Source organism: Curtobacterium sp. USHLN213, assembly GCF_037144815.1.
GTDB lineage: Bacteria > Actinomycetota > Actinomycetes > Actinomycetales > Microbacteriaceae > Curtobacterium.
Genome location: NZ_JBBCYQ010000002.1, coordinates 317,723 through 340,883, shown reverse-complemented (window position 1 = coordinate 340,883; position 23,161 = coordinate 317,723). Strand labels below are relative to the sequence as shown.

Sequence of the window (23,161 nt, the reverse complement as noted above, 5' to 3'; positions counted from 1 at the left end):
AATGTCACGGTCCGGTGACGACCAGGCTCCGATTCGGTAACACCCGTCGTCCAGACGGGTCGGGCGTCGTACCGTCGAGTGGTGACCTTCCGGACCGTGCTGGCGTTGAGCGCCGCCGTGCTCGCCTTCTCGGCCGGCACGGTCGCCGTCGACGGCACGGTCGGGACCGGGGTCGCAGCGACCCCCGCGAGTGCGGCCGAGCTCGGACCGGACCCGGTGCGCCACGAGCCCGTCCGGGTCACGAACGCGAAGCTCAAGCGGGTCGACTCGATCGAGCTCGACGCCGAATCGCTCGTGTTCCGGCGCGGCGACAAGACCGTGACCGAGGCGTCGATGCGCGACTCCCGCACGACGGTCAGCCTGCTGAACCGCCTGCTCGGCACCGCGTCGCGCACGCAGACGGCCGAGGGGGACGGCGGCGCGTGCTTCCCCGCCGGGACGACCTACACGTGGGGCGGGGCGGTCCGCGTGGCTGCCCTGACGTCCCCGGCCGCTGCCGGCAACGCGGTGGAGATCCGCGTCCTGCGCGAGACGGTGCGGTCCCGTTTCGGCGGCGACGTCGAACTGACCGGACCCGACGGTGTCCAGGTGGGCGACGACATCCGCACGGCGATCCGGGACGCCCCGAAGTCCGACCGGATGTCGTTCGGCTCCGCGGACGCCCGTGCGTTCCAGCTCCTGCTCGAGCCCGGGTGGGCCCCGCAGCACGACACCGCGAGCCCGCCCGACAGCCGCGGCACGGGCACCGAGACGGACACGAGCACGCCGTCCGACACGGACACGGAGTCCGCTGCCGCCGACCTCGGGACGAACGGCGTCTCCGCCCTGACCGACGACACCACGGTCACGGTGCTCGGGTCGCCGATGCCGGTGCACGCCAAGCGCACCTGCTGACCGGCCCGGTCAGACCCGCAGCGTCGCCACCACCGGGAAGTGATCGCTCGCGAACCACGTCTCCGGGCCGTCGTGGTCGATGACGACGCGGTCGACGCCGGCGATCCCCCGGGTGAACACCCAGTCGATGCGCTCCCCGGAGTCGACCGGCGGCTGCCAGTCGTTGAAGGTGGCCGTCCGGTCCGCCGGGTCGCCACCGACCAGCCAGGCGTCCTCGAACCCGGCCTCGACGAGCACCCGCGACGCAGGTCCCGCTCCGGCCGGCTCGTTGCAGTCCCCCGCCACGATGACCGGGCCGTCCGCCGTGCTCAGGCGTTCGACGATGAGCGCCGCGCTCCGCGCCCGGACGTCGTCCCCGTGCGGTCCGACCTCGTGGTCGAGGTGCGTCGTCAGGAGCGTGAACGCCTCGCCCTCGGCGTCGAGGAACCGCGCGTGGTTCGCCACTCGGGGGAACAGGCTCCCCCAGGTGTTCGACACGGGCTCGTCCGGGGTGTCCGAGAGCCAGAAGGCGCCCTCGTCGATCGGCCGGAGTCGGCTGCGACGGAAGAAGACGGCCGCGTGCTCACCGGCCGTGCCGCCCTCGCGCCCCTGGCCGACGTCGCCGTGGTCGGGCAGACCGGCGCGGAGGTCGTCCAGCTGGTGCGCGAAGGCCTCCTGGACACACACGAGGTCGGGGTCGTGCCGCCGGACCACGTCGAGCAGTACCGGCAACCGGGCGGGCCAGTCGTGGGCCGGATCCGGGTTCTTGACGTTGTAGGTCATCAGGGTGATCGGACGCGCTGCGTTGCTCACCCGTCGAACCTACCGACGGGCGCGCTCAGGGCACCATGACCCGCCGCAGTGCGATGACCCCGTCGCGCGCCCGGGTCTTGGCGGTGCCGACCGGGACCCCGAGCCGCGCGGCGACCTCGGGCCCGGTCATCCCCACCAGGTGTCGGAGGACGACGGCGTCGCGCTGGCGCCCGGGGAGCGCGGCGACGGCGCGGCGGAGCTCGGCACGGTCGAGGACGCTCTCGGCCCGTTCCACGCTCGAGTGGTCCACGAGGTCGGCGTCCCTGGTACCGATCCGCAGGTCGCGGTCACGGTCCGCCCGGCTCTTCCGGACCCGGTCGATCGCCCGGCGCTGCGCGATCGTGCGGATCCACGCGATGGCCGAGTGCGCCGGGTCGAACCGGTCGGCGATCTGCCAGATCTCGAGGAAGACGTCCTGCACGACCTCTTCCGCCTGCCACGCATCGACGAGCTGGTGGCGGACGTACCGCTCGACGAGCGGTCGGAAGCGGTCGTGCAGCCGGGTGAAGGCGGCCCGGTCACCGGCGGCCACCGCGAGCAGGAGCATGCGTTCTTCGTCGCGCTTGGCGAGGAGTTCGTCGTTCACGACTCGAATGTCACATACTGCAAATGTACTCGCAAGTACACTCTGAGCATGCGCCCCGAACACACCCCGAAGACCCTTCGACGCACGACGTCGAAAGGACTGGCGACCCGGAGCCGGATCGTCGCCGCCGCGGCCGACCTGATGCTGACGCGCGGCATCTCGGGGACGACGCTCGACGACATCGGCGCCGCCGCCACGGTCGGACGGTCGCAGATGTACCACTACTTCGCCGACAAGCAGGAGCTCGTGCGCGACGTCGTCCGGCAGCAGACCGACGCGATCATCGCGCACCAGGGGCCGGACTACGGCGACCTCACCACGTGGGACGCCTGGCAGCGGTGGCGGGACCGAACGGTCGCCGACGCCGAGGCCGGCGGCTGCGTGGGCGGCTGTCCGCTCGGGTCCCTCGGGACCGAGGTCGCCGAGCGCGACGCCGACACCCGCGACCTCGTCGCCGCCGGCTTCGCCCGCTGGGAGCAGGGGTTCCACGACGGCATCCGCACGATGCGCGAACGCGGGCTGCTCGGACCGGACGCCGACCCCGCCGCGCTGGCGACGACCGTGATGGTGGCGCTGCAGGGCGGGCTGCTCCTGGCGCAGGTCCAGCGGGACGTCCGCCCGCTCGCGATCGGGCTCGACACCGCGATCACGACCATCCGCCGGCAAGCGACCGGCTCCGGCGTCAGTTGATGCAGACGCCTGCCTTGCCGTAGCTCTTCACGTCGGTCGACGACGGCTTCGGCTCGGGCGCGGCGGGCTTCGAGGCCGCCGGCTTCGACGCCGCAGCGCCGGAACCGGTCGAACCGGCACCGGACGAACCGGAGCCGGCAGCGGGGCTCGAGGCAGCACCACCGGCAGCGGCGACCGGGGTCACCGTCTTGCCGTCCGACCCGAGCACCAGCGTCACGCCGGTGACCGCGTTCGTCCGCACCGCGACGGCACCGGGCACGACGGCCGCGACCGCCTTCGCCTGCTTCTCCATGCCGGCCGGGTACTGCACCTGGGTCGTCTTCGTCAGGTCGGAGGACCCGGGTGCACCGACCTGGAAGCCGCGCGCGGTGAGGACGGCCCCGGCGGCTCCTGCGGCACCCGTGACACCGCTGCCGTTCAGCACGGTGACCGAGGTGCTCGCCGGCTGAGCGCGCCCGGCCTTGCTGTACTCCGCGGGCTCACCGACGAGGCCCTGCACGAAGGCCGGCAGCCCGACGGTGTCGACCTCGACGATCGACAGCGGCGAGCCGTTGACGGTGATCGTCGGGGTACCGAGCGTGGGGATCGTCGCCGACTGGATGTTGCCCGGGCGCAGGTTCCGCATCTGGGTCGCCAGGTTGACCAGGTCGGTGTCGGTCTGGATCGAGCCGCCGACCGCCTTGAGGATGTTGCCCATCTTGATCGGGTTGAGCAGCGTCCCCGCGGAGAGCACCTTGCGGGCCTCCTGCGAGAGGAAGTACTGCTGCCGGACGTTGCGGTCGAGGTCCCCGTTGGGCAGCCCGTGCCGCTGTCGGACGAAGGACAGCGCCTGCTTCGCGTCGAGGGTGGACTTGCCCTTCGGCAGGTTCACGCCCGAGTACGGGTCGTTGACGGCGTTGTTGAGGCAGACGTCGACCGGCCCGAGCTCCTTGACCACCTGGTAGAAGCCGAGCAGGGAGACGCGCACGTAGTGGTCGATCGTCAGGCCGCTGAGGTTCTGGATCGTCTTGATGAGCAGCTTCGCGCCCCCGGTGTCCCCGCCGCCGTTGAGGGTGCCGAAGTAGAACGCGCTGTTGAGCTTGCCCTTGCCGACTCCCGGGATGTCGACGTACGAGTCGCGCGGGAACGAGATCATCGTCGCCTGCGAGCCGTCCTCGTTGATGTGCAGGACGATCATCGTGTCGGTGTTCGTCGCACCGCCGTCCGACTCGGTGCTGAGCTCCGCCATCTCCTCCGGCGTCGCGTTGTCCGGGCGGTGGTCGTCGCCGACCAGCAGGATGTTCTGCGCCTGGCCGTCGACGTCGTCCTTCGTCGCGGTGCTCCCGGTGATCGCGTTGATCTTGGTGACGCCGTTCGACAGCGATCCGTAGGCGTACGCGGCGTAGCCGCCGCCGAGCAGGAGGGCCATCGTGAGCACGCCCGCGACGGCGGGCAGGACCACCCCGCCACGTCGCTTCTGGCGGCCGTGCCGCGGTGGCGTGAAGCCGCGGCGGCCACGACCGGTCGTCTGCTCGGGCTCGTTCGTCACCCGGAAACCATAACGGGCGTGTGTGCCGACAACATCAAACCGCCCTGGCAGGTCGCCGCGATCCCGCCGTGACCAACCGGCGGACGGGCGGCGGGGGGCGAGCTGGCACCGCGCCTCCCGTCCGTGTTCGGTCGCGTCTCAGGACGCGAGCTTGCCCTTGTTGGTCTCCCGCGCCCGCAGCACCGTGATCCCGGTGATCGCCGCGGCCGCCATCACGTAGAACGCCGGCGCGAACGTGTTGCCCGTCGCCGTGATCAGCCAGGTGGCGAAGTACGGCGTGATCCCGCCGAAGAGCGCGACGCTGATGTTGTACGCGATGCCCATCGACCCGTAGCGGATCGCGGTCGGGAAGAGCTCGGCCATCGCAGCGCTCACCGCACCGTCGAAGGCCGCCATGAACAGCCCGAGGAGCACCATCGCTCCGGCGGCGGCCCAGAAGTTGCCGGCGTTCATGAGCATGAGCGTCGGGTAGGTGAGCACGAGGAATCCGCCGCAGCCGGCGAGCATCACGGGCTTCCGGCCGATCTTGTCCGAGAGCAGGCCGAAGAACGGCACGAGTCCGGCGATCACGATGAACCCGATGACGACCACGCCGTACGACACGAGCGGCGAGTAGCCGAGGTCGGCCTGCAAGTACGACGGCATGAACGTCTGCAGGATCCAGTGCCCGACGGCCTTGAGGACGACGAACCCGACGCAGAACAGCAGTGCCTTCCACCCGGTGCGGAGCGATCGCCGGAGCGGGTTCTTCGCGAGGTCGCCCTTGGCCTTGAGCGCGCGGAACTCCGGGGTGTCCTCGAGCTTCGAGCGGAGGTAGAGCCCGACGAGCCCGAGCGGCAGCGCGATGAGGAACAGCACGCGCCAGCCCCACGACTCGAGGGCGCCGTCGCCCGCGATCGCCGTGAACAGGAAGACCAGGCCGCCACCCACGATGAACGCCGCGAAGCCGAAGACGTCGATGAAGCTCGTCACGAAGCCGCGTCGGTTCGAGGGCGCGGACTCGGCGAGGAGCGTGGTCGCCCCCGCCCCCTCACCACCGGCGGCGAAGCCCTGCACGAGCCGCACCACGACGAGGAGGATCGGCGCCAGGAGCCCGACGCTCTGGTAGGTCGGCAGGATGCCCATCACCGCGGTCGCGCCGCTCGTGATGAGGATGACCGTCGCGAGGGTCGTCTTCCGCCCCACCCGGTCGCCGAGCGAACCCCAGAAGAGTCCACCGAGCGGACGCATCACGAACCCGGCACCGAACACGGCGAAGGCCGAGAGCAGCGCGACCTGCGGGTCCCCCTGCTTGAAGAAGTACAGCGAGATGACCGTCGCCAGGGTTCCGTAGAGGCCGAAGTCGAACCACTCCACGAAGTGGCCGACGCCGGCCGCCACGATCACCTTCCGCATGCTCCGGCGGCGGGCGTCGTCGCCGAACACGTCCGGGACGGGGGCGTTGGCGGCGTCGGCGCTGGTGCGCGTCTGGGTTCCGTCGCTCATGGGGAGACCTCACACTTCGTTGTCGAGAGTTGATTGACGATAGCACTCGCCGGGCACACTTTGCCACACAGTGGGAAAGTATCGCCAGCAAGTGATACCGTCGCCGCCATGCAGTCCCGTGAACAGCACCACGACGTCGTGGTCGTCGGAGGTGGCCTCGCCGGTGTGAGCGCCGCCGTCGCCGCCGCCCGCCTCGGCTCCAGCGTCGCCCTCGTCACCAACCGCCCGGTCCTCGGCGGGAACTCCTCGAGCGAGATCCGCGTGTGGGTCGTCGGCGCCACCGCCCACGGCACGCAGCGGTTCGCCCGCGAGACCGGGATCATGGGCGAGCTGTTCCTCGAGAACCAGTACCGGAACCCGCAGGGCAACGCGATCTACTGGGACCAGGTCGTGCTCGACCTCGTGCGCGCCGAGCCGAACGTCCACCTGCACCTCAACACCGACGTGCGGACCGTGACGACGGTGGACGACGAGACCGGCGCACCGCGCATCGCATCCGTCACCGGCTGGACGATGGGCTCCGAGATCGAGACGACGTTCACCGCCCCGGTGTTCCTCGACTGCACGGGAGACGGGCTCGTCGGTGCCCTGGCCGGGGCGTCGTACCGGATCGGGCGCGAGGGCCGCGACGAACACGGCGAGGAGTGGGCGCCCGAACAACCGGACGACGAACTCCTCGGCAGCTCGATCTTCTTCTCCACGCACGACACCGGCCGCCCGGAGAAGTTCGTGCCGCCGTCGATCGCGAAGGACCTCAGCACGACGCCGATCCTGGCGAACCGCGCGATCAAGACCGGGGACAACGGCTGCAACTACTGGTGGATCGAGTGGGGCGGCGAGCTCGACACCGTCACCGAGAACGAACGGATCCGCGACGAGCTGTGGGGCGTCGTCTACGGCATCTGGGACCACATCAAGAACTCCGGCGCGTTCGACGCCGACTCGCTCACCCTCGACTGGGTCGGCGCGATCCCGGGCAAGCGGGAGTACCGACGGTTCGTGGGCGACCACACCCTCACCCAGCAGGACCTCCTCTCGCAGCGGACCTTCCCGGACACGGTCGCGTTCGGCGGGTGGTCGATCGACCTGCACCCGGTCGAGGGCGTCTACGCCGAGACCGCTGGGGCGCAGCAGCGGTACACCGACGGCACGTACGACATCCCGTTCCGCTCCCTCTACTCGGCGGACGTCGCCAACCTGCTCTTCGCCGGCCGGAACATCTCCGCGTCGCACGTCGCGTTCGGGTCGACCCGCGTGATGGCCACCTGCGCCACCCAGGGCCAGGCCGCCGGGACCGCCGCGCACCTCGCCGCCCGTCACGGCGTCACGCCGCGCGAGCTCGGCACCGACCACGTCGCGATGCTGCAGCAGACGCTCCTCCGCGAGGACGCGCCGCTCATCGGCGTCCGGGCCCACGACGGGGCGGACCTCGCCCAGCGCGCCCGGATCAGCGCGAGCAGCGAACTCGTCCGGCTCGACACCACCCCGTGGGCGACCGCGGACACCTTCGCGCTCGACCGCGACGCGGCGCTGGTCGTGCCGGTCGACCCCGTGCTCGGTTCCGTCGCGTTCCGGACCGTTGCCGACCACGACACCGACGTCACGATCGAGCTCTGGACCACGGGCCGGCCACAGAACTACGCCCCGATCGCGCACGTGTCGACGCACACCGCGCGCGTCCGCGCCGGGGCGGGCGAGGCGGCCGTCGACCTCGGGTTCCGGCCGGACGAGCCGTGCAACGCCGTGATCGTGGTCCGCCGGACCCCCGGCGTGCGCCTGGTCCTCACCGACGGGCACCCGTACGGCGTCCTCGCGCTCCGCGCCCGCACGGCCGACGACGAGCAGTTCGACGACCACATCCCCGAGGAGGCCGACCAGCCGGTCACCGACTGGGAGGCGCGGGCCCTGCGCGGACGCTCCTTCGCGTTCACCGCAGCCGACGCGTCGGACGCGTGGCGCGCCTCCCGGGTCACCGACGGCTACCAGCGCCCGTTCGGCGGACCGCACCTGTGGTCGTCGGACCCGGACGACGGCGCGGCGACCCTCACCCTCGACTGGGCGGAGCCCGTCGACGTCCGCGAGGTCCGCATCGTCTGGAACGACGACGTCGACGCCGACCTCATCAACCTGCACCACCACCGCACGCCGTGGGACGCGGTCCCGACCCTGGCCCGCGACTACCGGATCGAGGCGTGCGTCGACGGATCGTGGCAGGGACTCGCGACCGTCACCGACAACCGGCACCGGCACCGCGTGCACGACGTCGCGCCGACGCGGACCGCCTCACTCCGCGTCGTCGTGACCGCCACGAACGGTTCACCGTTCGCGTCGGCGAGCGCCGTGAAGGTCTACTGACCCACCGCACCACCCGCAGCACCACCACGATCAAGGGAGATCGCCATGCGCCTGCGCGCACTGACCATCGCGACGGCCGTCGCACTGTCGCTCACCACCGTCGGGGTCGTCGGGCCGCCGGCCGTCGCGTCCGGCACCGCGGTCGCCGCCGGCACCGCGAGCATCCAGGCGAACCCGGGGAACCCGACGTCGCCCACCGCCACCGCGCACACGGTGTCGGTCAACGGGACCGCCGTGCCGGTCAAGGCCGAGTCCGTGAGCGGCACCTCGCACGACGTCGCGATGTTCGCGAAGGGGACGGGCACCGCGACGATCAGCGTCACGATGCCCGGCCTCGCCGCGTCGGCCACCCCGGTCGTCACGCCCCGGACGCTCGGGATCGCCACGACCCGGGCCGGCGACACCGTGACCTTCACGATCCGCGACGCGCACCCGCTCGTCATCGAGACCCCGGGCGTCCGCGCACTGTTCCTCTTCGTCACGCCGTCGGAGACCGCGGTGCCGTCCGCGTCGGACCCCGACGTGCTGTACTTCGGGCCCGGCGAGCACGATGCCGGCGTGATCCACCCGGTGTCGGGCCAGACGGTCTACCTCGCGCCGGGTGCCCTCGTGCACGGGCGCATCGACGGCGACGGCGTCACCGGCGTGCACGTGCTCGGGCGCGGGATCCTCGACGCCGGCTCGGACACGTCGCGGACCGACAAGACGATGGCGATCCGCTTCCACGACAGCTCGGACATCACGGTGTCCGGCATCGGCGTCCGCAACGCCCAGTGGTGGCAGACGCTGTACATCCGCTCCTCGGGCATCCGCGTGTCCTGGCTGAACCTGATGGGCACGCTCATCAACAACGACGGCATCGACACCGACGGCGTGCAGGACATGACCGTCGAGCACAACTTCGTGATGAGCGGTGACGACGGGTTCGGCTGGCACGCCCTCGACGCGGCCACGAACGGCGAACCGGAGACCCGTGGGCTGCACGCGACCGACACCACGTTCTGGAACGTCACCGGCGGCAACCCCGTCCGGTTCGGCTCGTCCATGGAGACCGAGGTCTTCACCGACGTCTCCATCACGCAGTCGTACGTGCTCCGCGCGAAGGAGGTCGCCCTGAAGTTCGACGTCCAGGACTGGGCGACGGTCTCCGACGTCACCGTGGACGGTTTCCACGTGGAGTCGCAGCCCGTCGGCAAACAAGCCATCGTGCTGCAGGTGCTCAAGGGCCAGTACTCGAACGACACCGGGTACCGCGACGAGCGAGGCAGGATCACGGGCATCACGATCCGCGACTTCACCGACGTCACGGCCGACACGGTGACGCTGTCCGGGTGGGACGCGACGCACGGGGTGTCGGACGTCGCCCTCGAGGACGTCGTGCTCGGCGGCGCACCCCTCACCACGGCACAGGTGCGGACGAACCAGTTCGTCAGCGGTGTCACGGTGTCCTGATCGACTCCACGGGACAGAATGGGCGGATGGCCACCACCCCTCCGAACCAGAGCATCGAGCGCGCCGCGGCGGTCCTCGGCGCGCTCGGTGCCGCCGACGGGGCGATGCGCGCCTCCGACATCGCACGGGCGATCGGCCTCGGCACGTCGACGACCGGGCGGCTCCTCGCCACGCTCGAGTCGCTCGAGTACGTGCGACGCGACCCCGAGTCGCAGGGGTACTCCGTCGGGCGGGCCGTCCTCGAGCTCGCCAGCCAGGGGCTCAACCACAACCCCGTCCACCGCGAGAGCCGGGCCGCCGCGCAGGAGCTCGCGCACCGCATCGGCCTCACCGCGAACGTCGGGGTGCAGGACGACGCGGCCTGCATCTACCTCTGCCACTTCGAGGGTTCACTCGCTCCGAAGTCGCACACCATGATCGGCATGCGGCAGCCGCTGCACGCCTCGGCGCTCGGCAAGGCGCTCATGCTCGACCTGTCACAGGCCGAGCGGGAGGCGCTGCTCGGCGCGGGACTCGCGCGGTACACCGACCACACGATCACGTCGCACGACGCGCTCACGGCGGACCTCGAGGCCTCGGCGAAGCGCGGCTGGTGCGTCGAGAACCAAGAGGTCGCGCTCGGCCGGTTCTGCATCGCGGCACCGATCCGGAACGCGTCGGGGCGCATCGTCGCGGCGCTGTCGATCTCCGGGCGGGTGACGCAGCTGCGGGACCGCGACACCGCGTCGCTCGCCGAGGACCTCATCGAGGTGGCCGACCGCATCAGCGTCGGCCTCGGCATGATCAGCGCGGTCGCGCACTGACGGACGGGAGGGACGGTGCGGGCCCGCACCGCGCCTCCTGGCCGTCAGGTGGTCGCGCCGGACGCGCTCGTCGCGCCGGTCGCGCTCGTCGCGTCAGTCGCGCGACGGCAGCAGGTGGATCGCCTCCATGGCGAGCTCGGCGGCGATCGGGTCCTTCGCGACGACGGCGGCCTTGAGCTTCTCGAGCTCCGGCAGCACGACCTCGGCCGGCACCAGCTCGGCCAGCTCCGGCACCCGCAGCTTGAACGCGAGCCCGTCCGTCGTCGCCTTGCAGAGCTGCTCGAGCGACGGGTTGCCGCAGTGGTCGGCCCACATCGCGTAGATGTCCGCGCCGTGCTGGGCGACCTCGCCCTGGTGCCGGGCCTCGACCTGCGCCGTGACGTCGTCGAGGGTCTTCACGACCTTCTTGCGCTGCGCGTCCGTGAAGCGCGGCGTCGCGAGGCGGGCGACACCGCCGTAGATCACGCCGAGCGTGCGGTAGGCGTCGACGAGCTCGTCCTTCGTCGGGGCGGCGACGCGGGTGTACCGGTTCGGCGCCATCTCGATGAGTCCGGCACGGGCGAGCTCGGCGAGGGCTTCACGGATGGGGGTGCGGGAGACACCGAGCCAGGCGATGAGGTCGTCGTCGTTGAGCCGTTCGCCCGGCTCGAGGGTGCCGTCCATGATCGCGTCCCGGATCTTGTCCTGCACGGTGTCACGGAGGAGCTTCCGCTCGGCGGCGGGCTGCGTCGAAGGAACTGGCATGCGCCCAGCGTGTCACATGTGATGGGCCGGACGCGACAGGCGCGACGGCCACCAGGCCCGGCGCCCGAGGTCGTACGCCAGCGCCGGGACGAGCAGCGAGCGGACCACGATCGTGTCGAGCAGCACACCGAAGGCGACCACGAACGCGATCTGCACGAGGAACAGGATCGGGATCACGCCGAGCGCCGCGAACGTCGCCGCGAGGACGACCCCGGCCGAGGTGATCACGCCGCCCGTCACCCCGAGCCCGCGCAGGACGCCCTCGTGCGGACCGTGCTGCAGGGCCTCCTCGCGCACCCGGGTCATGAGGAAGATGTTGTAGTCCACGCCGAGCGCCACGAGGAACACGAACGAGTACAGCGGGACGCTCGGGTCGGCCCCGGGGAAGTGGAACACGTGGTCGAACACGAGGGCACCGACGCCGAGCGCCGCGGCGAAGGACACGATGACGCTGCCGATGAGCACGAGCGGCGCCACGATGCTCCGGAGCAGCAGCATCAGGATGAGCAGGATGACCGCGAGCACCACGGGGATGATCAGCGTGCGGTCCCGGATGCCGGTGTCGTTCGTGTCGACGGCGGTCGCGGTCGCGCCACCGACGATCGCGCCGGGGTCCACCCGCTCGACCGCCGTGCGGAGGGCACGAACGGTCTGCTCGGCGGCGTCGGAGTCGGCCGGGTCGGACAGGGTGGCCTCGAGGAGGACGTCGCCACGGGAGACGGTCGGGGTCGCACCGGCGGCGCCGCCCTGGTTGCCGCTCGTCGTCACGGGGACGGTGCCGGACGGCGCGTCCTTCGCGGCCGCCACGACGCTGTCCACGCCGTCCACGCCCGTGATCGCAGCGGCGAGCTCGTCGGTCTCCGCCGCGGCGCCGATGACCTGTGCCGGGCTGCCGGACCCGCCCGGGAAGTGGTCCGCGAGCACGTCCTGACCGTCGCGCGCCTGCGAGCTCCCGATGACCAGGTCGCTCTGCGGGACGCCGTCGGCCTTGAGTCCGACGAGGCCGGTACCCATCGCGAGGAGCCCGACGGTGCACACGATCCAGACGATCCGGGAGCGGCGCGCCACGAGGCGGCCCACCCGTGCCCAGAGCCCGCGGGCGTCGGGCCCGGTGAGGACGGGGTGCGCGCTGCCGTACTTCGGGCGGAGCGGCCAGAACGCCGCGCGCCGGAACGCCAGCAGGAGCGCGGGCAGCAGGGTGAGCGCGGCGAGGAGGCTGAACGCGATGCCGATGGCCGCGACGGGACCGAGTGCCTTGTTCGAGTTGAGGTCGGAGAGCAGCAGGCAGAGCACGCCGACGATCACGGTCCCGCCCGACGCGAGGATCGGCTCGAGGCTCCCCCGCAGGGCGGCCTTCGTCGCGTCCCACCCGGTGCGGTGGTCGCGCAGTGCCTCGCGGAAGCGTGCGGTGTAGAGGAGCGCGTAGTCGGTCGCGGCGCCGATGACGAGGATGGACAGGATCCCCTGCACCTGGCCGTTCACGGTCACGATGTCGGCCTTGGCGAGCCACCACACGACGAGGATCGACGCGCACAGGGCGAACGTCGCGGTACCGAGCACGAGGATCGGCAGGAGCGGTGAGCGGTAGACGATGATGAGGATCACGAAGACCGCGGCGAGCGCCACACCGAGCAGCAGCCCGTCGATGCCCGCGAAGGCCTCGGTGAGGTCGGCGGTGAAGCCCGCCGGACCCGTGACGTAGCCCTGCACCCCCGACGGCAGCGCGTCCTCGACGTCGGCGCGGACGGCCTCGACGGCGTCACCGGTGTCCGCGCTCTGGGTCAGCGTGGCGACGATCTCGACCGCGTCGCCGTCCTCGCTCGGGATCACCGGGCTGACGCCCTGCACGTCGTCGCGGTCCCCGAGCCGCTGGGCCAGGGTGGTCGCGGCGCGCTGGTCCGCAGCCGTCAGGCCGCCGTCGCGCTCGAGCACGATGATCGCCGGGGCGCCCGACGCCTGCCGGAACTCGGACGCGCGTTCCTGCACCTTGGTGGCGTCCGCCGATGCCGGCAGGAACGACGTCTGGTCGTTCGTGGACACCTCGGAGATCTTGCCGAAGAAGGGACCGCCGACGGAGGCGATCGCGAGCCAGACCACGATGACGAGCGCGGGGAGGACGATGCGGAGGAAGCGGGACACGTCCGTGAGCGTACTCCAATCGTCAGCATGCTGATTACTAGAGAGATCGAAGGAACGGGATCCGTAGACTCGGGGCATGGACGACACCCCCGACGCATGGCCGCTGGGGCGTCTCCTCTCCGCCGCTGCCCGGGCGATCGAACGGGACTGGGACGAGCGTCTGCGTGCGATCGGCCTCCCGCACGCGGCGCTCATCGCGATCGACATCCTCGTGCGGACCGGCCCGACGGGCGCGGACACCCTGGCCCGGACGGCACGCGTGCAGCCGCAGACGATGTCCCGCACGCTCGAGCGCATGGAGCGCGACGGGCTCGTCGAACGCTCACCGCACCCGGACGACCGGCGACGTCGGATCGTCACCGTGACGGAGCACGGGCGAGAGGCGTGGGAGACCGCCCGGCACATCGAGCGTGACGTCCTGCCGGACGATGCCGCACTACGGGGCGCCCTGACCCTGCTGCTCGAGAAGCACCGACCGAACCGAACACCTAGCGGTTGATATACCACATACGGTAGACTCGCGGAGTCGGTAGCACGACCGACCCGACCCGCAGGAGACCCGATGTCCGAGCGCCGAGCAGCCCGTCAGGCCGCCGAACGAGCCGAAGCAGCCGATGCGGCCGAACTGGCAGAGGCGGCAGCGCAGGCAGCATCGATCGCCGCCGCCGACGCTGGCGCCGACGCGGGCACCGACGCCCCCGCACCGCGGGCACCCCGGAGCGGATCGAGCGCCCGCAGGCCCCACAGCAGCGGCTCGAGCCGGAGCGGGAGCCGGGGCAGCAACGGCCGGAAGCGGCGCCGACGCCGCCGGAAGCGCCCGTTCCTCGTCGCCGTCCTCGGCACCGCCGGCTCGCTCGTCGCCGTCGCCACGGTGCTCGCCGTCGTCGCCGGCCTATTCATCGCGGGCCTCGTCCGCAGCTTCGACGCCGACGTCCTCGCCGACCCGTTCCCGACCGGCGCGCGCCCCGCTCCGACCGAGGGCGCGCAGAACATCCTGCTCATCGGATCGGACTCCCGCCAGGGTGCGGACCCCGACGGCGACCGCGCTGCCGGCGGTCGGTCGGACAGCCTGATGCTCGCCCACGTCCCGGCCGACAAGCGGGCGGTGTACCTCATGTCGATCATGCGCGACTCGTGGGTCGAGGTCCCCGGCCACGGCACCGCGAAGATCAACGCGGCGTACTCCTGGGGCGGGGTCCCGCTGACGGTCCAGACGGTCGAACGCCTGCTCGACGTGCGCATCGACCACGTCGCCGAGATCGACTTCGCCGGCTTCTCGGGCATGACCGACGCGCTCGGCGGGGTGACGGTGCAGTCGCGGACGGCGTTCTCGGCCCGCGGGCACGAGTTCACCGCCGGCGCGAACCACCTCGACGGCGACGCCGCCCTGGCGTTCGTCCGCGAGCGGTACGCCTTCGCCGACGCCGACCACACCCGCGTCCGGAACCAGCAGGCGTTCATGCGCGGGATCGTCGACGGACTCCTCTCGCGCGACACCCTCACGAACCCCGGGCGCGTGCAGGACTTCGTCCGGGCGACGAGCGAGTACCTGTCGGTGGACGCCGGTCTGACCGTCCGCACGATGGTCGACCTCGGCTGGTCCCTGCGCGACGTCCGGCCGTCGGACCTGCGGACGTTCACGATGCCGACCGCGGGCGGCGGGAGCTCGGCGGACGGACAGTCCTACGTCGCGGTGAACACCATCGCCGTGCAGTCACTGTCCCAGGCGCTCCGGTCGAACGACGTCGCCGGGTGGCTGGCCGACAACCCGCAGTAGCCCGACACAGCAGGACGCCCGGTGACCACACGGTCACCGGGCGTCCTGTCGATCGGAGGAACGATCAGGCGGGGAGCTGGAGCTCCTGGCCGGCGTAGATCAGGTTCGCGTCGTCGATGGTCGACGTGTTCGCGGCCCAGAGCTTGTTCCAGCCGCCGTCGATGCGCAGCTTCGTCGCGATGCTGTCGAGGGTCTCGCCCGACACGACCGTGTAGGTCTTGCCGCTCGTCTTGACGGCCGCGGGCTTGCTCGGGGCAGCCGGAGCCGCCTCGGTCGCGGGAGCCGGGGTCGACGGCGCGGCCTGCTGCGGGGCGGCCTGCTGCACCGGCGCCTGCTGCTGCGGGGCAGCCTGCTGGGTCGGGGCGGCGGGAGCCGGAGCGGCGGCCTGCGGGGCGGCGCCGGTCGTGCCGCTCAGCCCGAGCTGGGCGGAGCAGGCCGGCCATGCGCCCCAGCCCTGCGAGGCGAGGACGCGCTCGGCGACGGCGATCTGGGTCGCACGGCTCGCGGAGGCCGGGTTGCCCGTGCCGCCGTTCGCCTGCCAGGTGCCGAGGTTGAACTGGAGGCCGCCGTAGTAGCCGTTGCCGGTGTTGATCGCCCAGTTGCCGCCGGACTCGCACTGCGCGAGGGCGTCCCAGGTCGAGCCGGATGCTGCGTTCGCGGGCGCCGCCGCGAGGCCGACACCCGTCGCGGCGATGCCTGCGAAGGCGAGGCCACCGACGATGGTGCGGGTACGAGAAAGCTTCTTCATGGTTGATTGCTCCACCGGGACCACGGATCGAGAGCCGATCGCCACTGCCCGTCCCGACCGATCGCGGTCGTGTCGTGGGGTGCGCCACCGGGGGCAGTGGTCTCGTGCCGGTGGCGCCTCGGTCGGCCACCATAGGAAACTCTTCACCGTTATCAAACCGAGACAAACGGTTCTACCCGTTGGTGCTATGTCTCGCGATACAGAACCTGTACGCGTGGATCCCCATGGGCATGGTCATCGCGGCGGACCCGGGTACGCCACCTTGGCAATTCCCTGGCAATGACGGCCAGGAGGCACGTGGCGGCGCCGACCCGCGCCTCCCGTCCGCCGGTCGGTCACCCTCGGGACAGCAGCGTCACCGCTTCCAGGTGGCCCGTCTGCGGGAACATGTCGAGCACCCGCGCGCGCCGCAGGCGCAGCGACGGCATCCGCGCGAGGTCCTTCGCCAGGGTCACCGGGTTGCAGCTCGAGTAGACGACGTGCCGGACGTCCGACTCCTCGAGCCAGGTCGACAGCGTCTCGCCGATCCCGCGCCGCGGCGGGTTGACGACGACGAGCTCGGGGACGGCGTCGGGACGGGCACGGAGCGCGTGCTCGGTCGCGTCGTCCGCGGCGAAGCGGACGCCCTCGAGGCCGGCCTCGCGCGCCGACTGCGCCGCCGACCGGACGGCCTCGCGGCTGGTCTCGATGCCCGTCACCGCGCGACCGGGGCGGGCGGCGTGCAGGGCGAAGCCGCCGACGCCGCAGTAGAGGTCCCACATCGACGCCGGCGCCACCTCGTCGATCCACGCCGAGGCCTGGGCGTACAGCTCGGTGGCCACGTGCGTGTTCGTCTGGAAGAAGCTCTGCGGGCGGAGGTGCATCGTGACGTCACCGAGTCGCATCGAGAGCGTCTCCCGCTCGGTGAGCACGATCTCCCGCTCCCCCTCGGTGACGGCCTTGTGCTCCGGGAGCAGGTTCACGGTGACGACGACGGCGTTCGGCAGCACCCGGAGGAGCGCGTCGAGGTGCTGCCGGAGGCGCGCCAGCTGTCCCTCGGAGCGCAGGACGAACCGCACCATGAGTTCCCCGTCCGGCGACTCCGTCACGAGCACGAACTTCAGCTCGCCCCGACGGCTGGCGACGTCGTACGGGATGAGCCCGGCGTCCGCGATGAACCCGGCGAGGATCGGGAGCGCGTGCTGGATCCCGGGCGTGCAGATGCCGCAGTGCCGCAGGTCCACCCCGCGCTGCCGGTGGTCGAGGATGCCGACCGTCGGGTGCTGGACGGTCCCGCCGACCACCATCTTCGCCTTGTTGCGGTACGCGGACTCGGGGCTGGTGATCGCGGGCAGCCACTCGACCGAACCCAGACCCCCGGCGGCCTCGACCGCGTCGTGCAGGAGTTCGCGCGTGCGGAGTTCCTTGTCGAGGACCTGCTCGGCGTACGGCTGCCCCATGAGCGTGCACGAGCGGCACACCCCGCGGTCGAAGTAGTCGCACTGCATGGCCGAGTCAGGATACGGCAGCGGCCGCCTGTCGCGATCAGCGCATCAGCCACTCCGCCCAGGCCGCACGGCAGACGCGGTCGGCTCGCGAGGCCACGGCACGCGTTTCGTCGCGCTCCGCGGCGGAGGCCGACGAGATCGCGTCGCACCAGGACGACACCGAATCGTCGCCGAGGTAGCGGTCGTCCGGGTAGAGGTCGGCGATGCTCGAACCAGCGGGACCGACCGCGGGCGTCCCGACCTCGAGCGAGCGGATCGCGATGCCGGACTGGAAGAACCGCTTGTAGGGCACGACGACGGCGTCCGCAGTGGCCAGGAGCTCGTCGAGCCGGTCCTCGTCGACGAAGGCGTCCGTCACGGACCACCCGTCGACCTCGGGCCACCGTCGCCCGACGATCTCGAGGCGGTGCGAGTGTCCGATCTCCTGACCGATCCCGGCGAGCAGCGCGAGGTCGCGGTCGGGCTTGAACTGCCCGAGGACCCGGACCACCGGACGGTCGCTCGACATCGACACCGTGTCGGGGACCGCGCGTGGGACGACGGGGTGCGGCAGCAGCTCGGGCTCGGTGCCCGGACAGTCGTCTCGCAGGGCGGTCGCGGCGGTCCCGCTGTGCACGATCAGGCGGACACCACGCGCGAGCGCACCGAACCGACGCGCGACGACGCCGTACCCGCGGGCTCGCACGAGCGGGTGGGGATCGTGCACGACGAGGGCCGCCTCGGCCCGTCGGCCGAGGACGACGCGCATGATCACGCGATCCAGGTGGCCGAGGACCGGCCACGTCACGATGACCCGGGTCCCACCACGACGGCCATCCCGGCGAGCGGCCCACAATGCGAGGAGGTACCGCCGCACCCAGCCGGCACCCGAGCCTCCTGCGACGCTCGGCTCGTGCACGTCGGTGACCGACACCCGTGCTCCGGAGGCGCTGAGTGTCGCAGCCAGTCCGTGGGCGTAGTGGTGCAGCGCACCACCGAGGGTGTTCACCACGATGACGTCGCGTGCACTCATGCGACGACTCCGATCGGGCGGGTCGGCACGTCGGCGACGAGTCGTGCCTGCTGACCGTGCAACCAGGCGTCGGCAGCGAGTCGGCCGTCCCGCTCGGGCAGCGCAGCTCGCACCTGCTCTCGGTCCAGCGGGGCTCGCAGGGCGCTCGTGATCGCTCGCGCGAGTCGCCGAGTGAACGCCGGGGCCGTCGGCGGGACGACGCCGTGACCGTGGTCGCGCAGCCAGCCGGCGAGCCCGGTCTGGTCGGTGGTCACGATCGTCAGGCCAGCGGCGAGGGCTTCCTTGATCGGCAGACCGATCTGCTCCCGCCAGCGTCCGTCGGCGACCGAGGGAGCGACGAGGACCGCAGACGAGCGGACCACGGCGGCAGCGGCGGCGTGTGGGAGTCGTCCCGTCACTCGCCGCGTCGACGGGGACGAGGCGGCCCACTCGGCTGCCAGTGGCTCGAGCGGCCCTGGCCCGATCAGCACGATCGTCGCGCCGGGAACGGTGCGTTCGACGGCGGGCCAGGCATCCATCAGCTCCTGCACGCCCTTGCGCTGCTCCATCGCCCCGACGAACACGCATGTCAGCGGGGTCGGATCGACCGGGGCATCGTCGGGGCGGGGCAGTTCGAGTGTCGACGACTGTTCGATCGCCGCGGTGAACGGGAGGGACGCGTAGGTGGCACGTGCGTCGTCGCTCGCGAACGCGATGCGGTCGATGGTCAATCGAGCAACGGCGCCGACGAGCAGACCCACGAGCCGGACGACGACGCCCGGCACCCGGCGACGCCCGCCCACGAGGGTCGCGAGGTCGTTGTTCTCCATCGCGTAGGTGACCACCCGGTGCCGACGACGCCGGATCACCCCCGCAGCGCGGAACCCGGCCGCGAGCAGCACGTGCTTCGGCCAGAACCGCATCCACAGCGGTTCCGGGACCTCGAGCGTGGTGGCCGTGGTGGTCAGGAACCGACGGAGCGCTCCCGTCGAGGTCACTCGCTGGATGCCCGGAGCGAGGTCCGTCCCGGCGAGGTCGTAGTTCACGTCGAGGTAGAGGAGCTCTGCGGGTGTGCCGCGCAGGTGGCGCTCGATGTGGGCGGCCCGCAACTCGGGGACGATCCGCATGCTCCCCACCGATGCGCTCACGCCGCCACCGCCTGGCGGGTCGCGACGCCGGCCTGCTCGGCGAGGGCGTGCTCGTACGCGCCGCAGACGCCCGACCACGTGTACGCCGAGCGGGCCCGGTCACGCACGCTGCCCCGGAGCAGCTCCTGCTCGACGGGGTCGGCGAGCAGGTCGAGGACGGCATCGGCGATCGCGCCGGGGTCGGGCTGGACGAACCGGACGCCGGTGCCGGCGAGGACCTCGCGGTTGTAGACGGTGTCGCGGGCCACGGTGGGCGCCCCGCAGTGCATCGCCTGCACGAGGGCCGGGTTCGTGCCGCCGACGCTGTGCCCGTGGAAGTAGGCGCCGGCGTGCTGCCACAGTGCGAAGAGCCGGTCGTCGTCGGACACGTGGCCGAGCCAGGACACGCCCGTGTTCCGGTCGGCGAGGTCCTGCGCGGCGGTGTCGAGCTCCCCGCCGTAGCCCGTCGACCCGACGATGACGACCGGGTGGCGCTCGGCGATGCGCTCCGCGGCGACGAGGAACTCGGCCACCGTGTTCTCCGGCACGAACCGCGCCACCACGAGGGCGAACGGTCGCCCGGCGAGGTGCGCGTCGTCGGGGTGCAGCGGCAGCACATCTGACTCCGTGCCGCCGTAGGGGATCATCACGCCGGAGCGGCCGAACTCGCGACGCCAGTAGTCGCCGATCGCGTCGGCGTCGAAGACGAGCCGGTCGGCGAACCGTGCGGTGGCCCGGGCGCCGGTCTTGAACACCGCCTTGGCGAGCCGCCCCCACTTCGCGCGCTCCCACTCGATCCCGTCGACGTTGACCACGGTGGGGATGCCGGCGAGCCGCAGGAGCGGGAGCCAGTACCCGTTCGCGCAGTTCATCACGAGCGCGACGTCCGGCCGTCGTCGGATCGTGTCGAGGACGGCGGTCAGGCCGTACGTGAGGGTCGAGAGCGACCGCGACTCGAGGCCACGGGTCGTGCGCCGGGTCACCCGGTGGTCGAGCGACGGGTCGTCCACCCGTTCCTGTCCGGGACGGCCGTAGACCGTGACGTCCCAGCCGGCGTCGGCCAGGTGCGGTGCGATGTGCCGCACGGCCGTCTCGAACCCGCCGTAGTAGGACGGGTACCCGCGCGTCCCGATGATCGCCACACGCTTGGACATACCCGCTCCCTCGTTCACCTGATGACTGCAATGATATTCTACATTGCAGTTCCAGGTGACGGAAGAGCGGGTTACTCGGCGGCGGCGTCCCGGGTCGTGGTCGCGATCCGGTACACGGACGTCGTCGCGGCGAGGAACAGCGTCGTGCCGTCGTCACCGCCGAAGCACAGGTTCGCGGTGACCTCGGGGACGGCGATGTCGCCGAGCCGGGTGCCGTCCGGGTCGAACACGACCACGCCCCGGTGCGACGAGGACCACACGTTGCCGTGGACGTCGACGCGGATGCCGTCCGGGGCGCCCTCGCCGGGCTCCAACCGCGCGAACACCCGACCGTTCTTGAGCAGGTCACCCCGGTCGCCCCGCCGGTCGTACGCCCGGATGACCGGGTCGTCGCCGGACGAGCTCGCGACGTAGAGCACCTGCTCGGTCGGGTCGAACGCCAACCCGTTCGGTTCGTCGAGGTCGGTGGCGACCGGCCGCAGGTCCGCACCGTCCGGGCCGCAGCGGAACACCCAGTGGTCGCCGTACTCCCGCTCGCCCGGGTGCCCCTCGCGCGGCTGGGTGATGCCGTACGCCGGGTCGGTGAACCACACGCTGCCGTCGCGCGCGACGACGACGTCGTTCGGGGAGTTCAACCGGACGCCGTCCCACGCGTCCACGATCGGTGTGACGACCCCGTCCCGGTCGCGCTCGACCCGTCGGTACCCGTGCGAGCACTGCACGACGCTGCCGTCACGGTCGAGGGTGCGGCCGTTCGTGAACTCGACCCCCTCCGCGTACACCGACGTCTCGCCGGAGTCGGCGTGCCACTGCAGGATGCGGTCGCCCGGGATGTCCGACCACCGCAGGGTCCGGCTCGCGGGGATCCAGCACGGCCCCTCGGCCCAGGTGCTGCCCGTCGCGATGCGCTCGACGGCGCCGGGGTCGGGGACGAGATCGGTGAACGACATGTGCTCTCCTTCGAACACCTCGACCCTATTCGCCCGTGCGGTCGATGATCTCGGTCATCGCGCCGGCGGCTCCTTCCGCGTCTCCGTCGGCCACCGCGCGGGCGAGTCGGACGTGCAGTCCGACGTCGTGGAGACCCGGCCGGATCCCGGCTCGGTCGTCGAGTGCGCGCGCGACCACGCGGTGCAGCCGCCCGTACATCGCGTTCCCGGACAGCTCCAGCACCAGTCGGTGGACCTCGCGGTCTGCCTGGAGGAACGTGGCCGCGTCGTCCGGACCCGTGGCGGCGGCGAGGCGGTCGGCGGCGGCGAGCAGCGCCTCCAGGTCGGCACGGCGCGACGCGTCTGACGCGCGCCCGGCGGCTGCCGCAGCGGCCACCGGCTCGACCGCGCGGCGCAGCGCGCGCAACTCCCCGAGGACGACCCCACGCTCCGGACCGGCGAGCCGCCACCCGATCACGCGCGGATCGAGGACGTCCCACTCCGACGCGGGCAGGACCCGCAGCCCGACGCGACGACCGGCGCTGAGGAGGCCGAGGCCGACGAGGACGCGGACGGCCTCGCGGACGATGCTGCGGCTCGAGCCCGTGCGGGTGACGAACCCGTCGACGCTGTCGCGGTGCCCCGTCGGCAGCGATCCGTCGACGATCGCGGCGCCGAGCCCGTCGAGCACCCGGTCGAAGATCACCGCTGGGAGACCGGGCTGACCACGAGCTCGTCGACGCGCATGTGCGACGGGGCCTCGAGCACGAACGAGACCGAGCGGGCGATGTCCTCCGGCTGGAGCATGACCGCGCGTGCGGCCGCGTCCGGCACCGAGGGGCGCTGGTCGAGGAAGTCGGTGGCGACGTCACCCGGACACAGGTGGGTCGCTCGGACGCCGTGCCCGGCCTCCTGCTGGTTGAGCGTCCGGACGACGGAGCCGAGCGCGGTCTTCGACGCCGAGTAGGCAACCCCGGCCCCGGGTTGGAACGACCAGCCCGCGTACGAGGACACGACCACGACGATCCCGCCGGACTCGCGCAGCGCGGGCAGCGCCGCGTCGACGACCGTGACGACGGCGGTGAGGTTGGTGTCGACGATGGCGCGGAAGTCCGGCAGCGACTGGTCGTCCCACCGACGCGCCGGCCTGTTGAGCCCGGCGGCGAGGACGAGTCCGTCGAGCCGCCCGTACTGCGCGAGCAGGCTGTCGCGGGTCGCGGTGACGGCCTCCGGGTCGTTCGCGTCGAGGGGCAGCACGTCCGCCGTCCCGCCGTCGTCGCGGATCGCGGTCGCGACCTCGGCGAGTCGGTCCGCCCGGCGTCCGCTGAGCACCACCGTCCAGCCGTCGCGGGCGGCCGCACGGGCGCTCGCCGCTCCCATGCCACTGCCGCCGCCGGTGATCCAGAGCACGCGTGCGTCGTTCATGGGGGAATAGTATGCCTATTGCTGCGACCGGACCACGGCCGCACCGACGACGGGA

21 protein-coding genes are annotated in these 23,161 nt (G+C 71.9%); 7 read left to right on the top strand and 14 right to left on the bottom strand.

The window, feature by feature from the left end:
- Window positions 1-81 precede the first annotated feature (81 nt).
- Complete coding sequence (locus WFH25_RS04245) at window positions 82-894, top strand: hypothetical protein (protein ID WP_336696909.1); 813 nt, start codon at window positions 82-84, stop codon at window positions 892-894.
- 9 nt (window positions 895-903) lie between these two features.
- On the opposite strand, the gene WFH25_RS04240 is transcribed toward WFH25_RS04245, so the two are convergent.
- Window positions 904-1,686, bottom strand: a complete 783-nt coding sequence (locus WFH25_RS04240; protein ID WP_071303320.1) for an endonuclease/exonuclease/phosphatase family protein — start codon at window positions 1,684-1,686, stop codon at window positions 904-906.
- 25 nt (window positions 1,687-1,711) lie between these two features.
- The gene (locus WFH25_RS04235) at window positions 1,712-2,272 is read right to left on the bottom strand and encodes a sigma-70 family RNA polymerase sigma factor (RefSeq protein WP_092388127.1); all 561 of its coding nucleotides are present in this window, start codon (window positions 2,270-2,272) and stop codon (window positions 1,712-1,714) included.
- Window positions 2,273-2,320: 48 nt separating this feature from the next.
- Here WFH25_RS04235 and WFH25_RS04230 point away from each other — a divergent pair, with 48 nt between their 5' ends.
- On the top strand, window positions 2,321-2,962 hold the full coding sequence (locus WFH25_RS04230) for a TetR/AcrR family transcriptional regulator (RefSeq protein WP_336696908.1): 642 nt from the start codon (window positions 2,321-2,323) through the stop codon (window positions 2,960-2,962).
- On the opposite strand, the gene WFH25_RS04225 is transcribed toward WFH25_RS04230, so the two are convergent.
- Window positions 2,955-4,490 carry an LCP family protein gene (locus WFH25_RS04225; protein ID WP_336696907.1) on the bottom strand — a complete coding sequence of 512 codons (1,536 nt, stop codon included), beginning with the start codon at window positions 4,488-4,490 and terminating at the stop codon, window positions 2,955-2,957. The genes WFH25_RS04230 and WFH25_RS04225 overlap by 8 nt on opposite strands.
- A 138-nt stretch (window positions 4,491-4,628) precedes the next feature.
- Window positions 4,629-5,975 carry an MFS transporter gene (locus tag WFH25_RS04220; RefSeq protein WP_083295113.1) on the bottom strand — a complete coding sequence of 449 codons (1,347 nt, stop codon included), beginning with the start codon at window positions 5,973-5,975 and terminating at the stop codon, window positions 4,629-4,631.
- A gap of 33 nt (window positions 5,976-6,008) precedes the next feature.
- Here WFH25_RS04220 and WFH25_RS04215 point away from each other — a divergent pair, with 33 nt between their 5' ends.
- From WFH25_RS04215 to WFH25_RS04205, 3 genes are read left to right on the top strand one after another with little or no spacing between them, the layout of a single operon-like run.
- Window positions 6,009-8,330 (top strand): FAD-dependent oxidoreductase, encoded by a 2,322-nt coding sequence (locus WFH25_RS04215; protein WP_336696906.1) that lies wholly within the window; start codon window positions 6,009-6,011, stop codon window positions 8,328-8,330.
- Between the two features lie 45 nt (window positions 8,331-8,375).
- On the top strand, window positions 8,376-9,782 hold the full coding sequence (locus tag WFH25_RS04210) for a hypothetical protein (RefSeq protein ID WP_336696905.1): 1,407 nt from the start codon (window positions 8,376-8,378) through the stop codon (window positions 9,780-9,782).
- 26 nt (window positions 9,783-9,808) lie between these two features.
- Window positions 9,809-10,585, top strand: a complete 777-nt coding sequence (locus WFH25_RS04205) for an IclR family transcriptional regulator (RefSeq protein ID WP_336696904.1) — start codon at window positions 9,809-9,811, stop codon at window positions 10,583-10,585.
- A gap of 93 nt (window positions 10,586-10,678) precedes the next feature.
- On the opposite strand, the gene WFH25_RS04200 is transcribed toward WFH25_RS04205, so the two are convergent.
- Window positions 10,679-11,329 (bottom strand): GntR family transcriptional regulator, encoded by a 651-nt coding sequence (locus tag WFH25_RS04200; protein ID WP_092388112.1) that lies wholly within the window; start codon window positions 11,327-11,329, stop codon window positions 10,679-10,681.
- A gap of 12 nt (window positions 11,330-11,341) precedes the next feature.
- Window positions 11,342-13,468, bottom strand: a complete 2,127-nt coding sequence (locus WFH25_RS04195) for an MMPL family transporter (protein ID WP_336696903.1) — start codon at window positions 13,466-13,468, stop codon at window positions 11,342-11,344.
- A 76-nt stretch (window positions 13,469-13,544) separates the two neighbouring features.
- Here WFH25_RS04195 and WFH25_RS04190 point away from each other — a divergent pair, with 76 nt between their 5' ends.
- Both WFH25_RS04190 and WFH25_RS04185 read left to right on the top strand, forming a co-directional pair.
- Window positions 13,545-13,967 (top strand): MarR family winged helix-turn-helix transcriptional regulator, encoded by a 423-nt coding sequence (locus WFH25_RS04190; RefSeq protein ID WP_070417245.1) that lies wholly within the window; start codon window positions 13,545-13,547, stop codon window positions 13,965-13,967.
- Between the two features lie 63 nt (window positions 13,968-14,030).
- On the top strand, window positions 14,031-15,245 hold the full coding sequence (locus WFH25_RS04185) for an LCP family protein (RefSeq protein WP_336696902.1): 1,215 nt from the start codon (window positions 14,031-14,033) through the stop codon (window positions 15,243-15,245).
- A 64-nt stretch (window positions 15,246-15,309) separates the two neighbouring features.
- Here WFH25_RS04185 and WFH25_RS04180 read toward each other — a convergent pair whose 3' ends face one another.
- From WFH25_RS04180 to WFH25_RS04145, 8 genes are all read right to left on the bottom strand, one after another.
- Window positions 15,310-15,993: a LysM peptidoglycan-binding domain-containing protein gene (locus tag WFH25_RS04180; RefSeq protein WP_071296419.1), complete on the bottom strand. Its 684-nt coding sequence runs from the start codon at window positions 15,991-15,993 to the stop codon at window positions 15,310-15,312.
- 335 nt (window positions 15,994-16,328) lie between these two features.
- The gene (gene rlmC / locus WFH25_RS04175) at window positions 16,329-17,480 is read right to left on the bottom strand and encodes a 23S rRNA (uracil(747)-C(5))-methyltransferase RlmC (protein ID WP_336696901.1); all 1,152 of its coding nucleotides are present in this window, start codon (window positions 17,478-17,480) and stop codon (window positions 16,329-16,331) included.
- Window positions 17,481-17,517: 37 nt separating this feature from the next.
- Window positions 17,518-18,492, bottom strand: a complete 975-nt coding sequence (locus WFH25_RS04170) for a hypothetical protein (RefSeq protein ID WP_070417248.1) — start codon at window positions 18,490-18,492, stop codon at window positions 17,518-17,520.
- Entirely contained in the window at window positions 18,489-19,619 is a 1,131-nt protein-coding gene (locus WFH25_RS04165) for a glycosyltransferase (protein ID WP_336696900.1), read from the bottom strand. Before WFH25_RS04165 ends, WFH25_RS04170 begins: the two co-directional genes overlap by 4 nt.
- Window positions 19,616-20,752, bottom strand: coding sequence for a glycosyltransferase (locus WFH25_RS04160; RefSeq protein WP_336696899.1), 1,137 nt, complete (start codon window positions 20,750-20,752; stop codon window positions 19,616-19,618). Before WFH25_RS04160 ends, WFH25_RS04165 begins: the two co-directional genes overlap by 4 nt.
- A gap of 71 nt (window positions 20,753-20,823) precedes the next feature.
- Window positions 20,824-21,702: an SMP-30/gluconolactonase/LRE family protein gene (locus WFH25_RS04155; protein WP_336696898.1), complete on the bottom strand. Its 879-nt coding sequence runs from the start codon at window positions 21,700-21,702 to the stop codon at window positions 20,824-20,826.
- Between the two features lie 25 nt (window positions 21,703-21,727).
- The gene (locus WFH25_RS04150; RefSeq protein ID WP_336696897.1) at window positions 21,728-22,387 is read right to left on the bottom strand and encodes a FadR/GntR family transcriptional regulator; all 660 of its coding nucleotides are present in this window, start codon (window positions 22,385-22,387) and stop codon (window positions 21,728-21,730) included.
- The gene (locus tag WFH25_RS04145; protein WP_336696896.1) at window positions 22,384-23,106 is read right to left on the bottom strand and encodes an SDR family oxidoreductase; all 723 of its coding nucleotides are present in this window, start codon (window positions 23,104-23,106) and stop codon (window positions 22,384-22,386) included. The genes WFH25_RS04150 and WFH25_RS04145 overlap by 4 nt, the downstream gene beginning before the upstream one ends.
- Window positions 23,107-23,161: the final 55 nt, after the last annotated feature.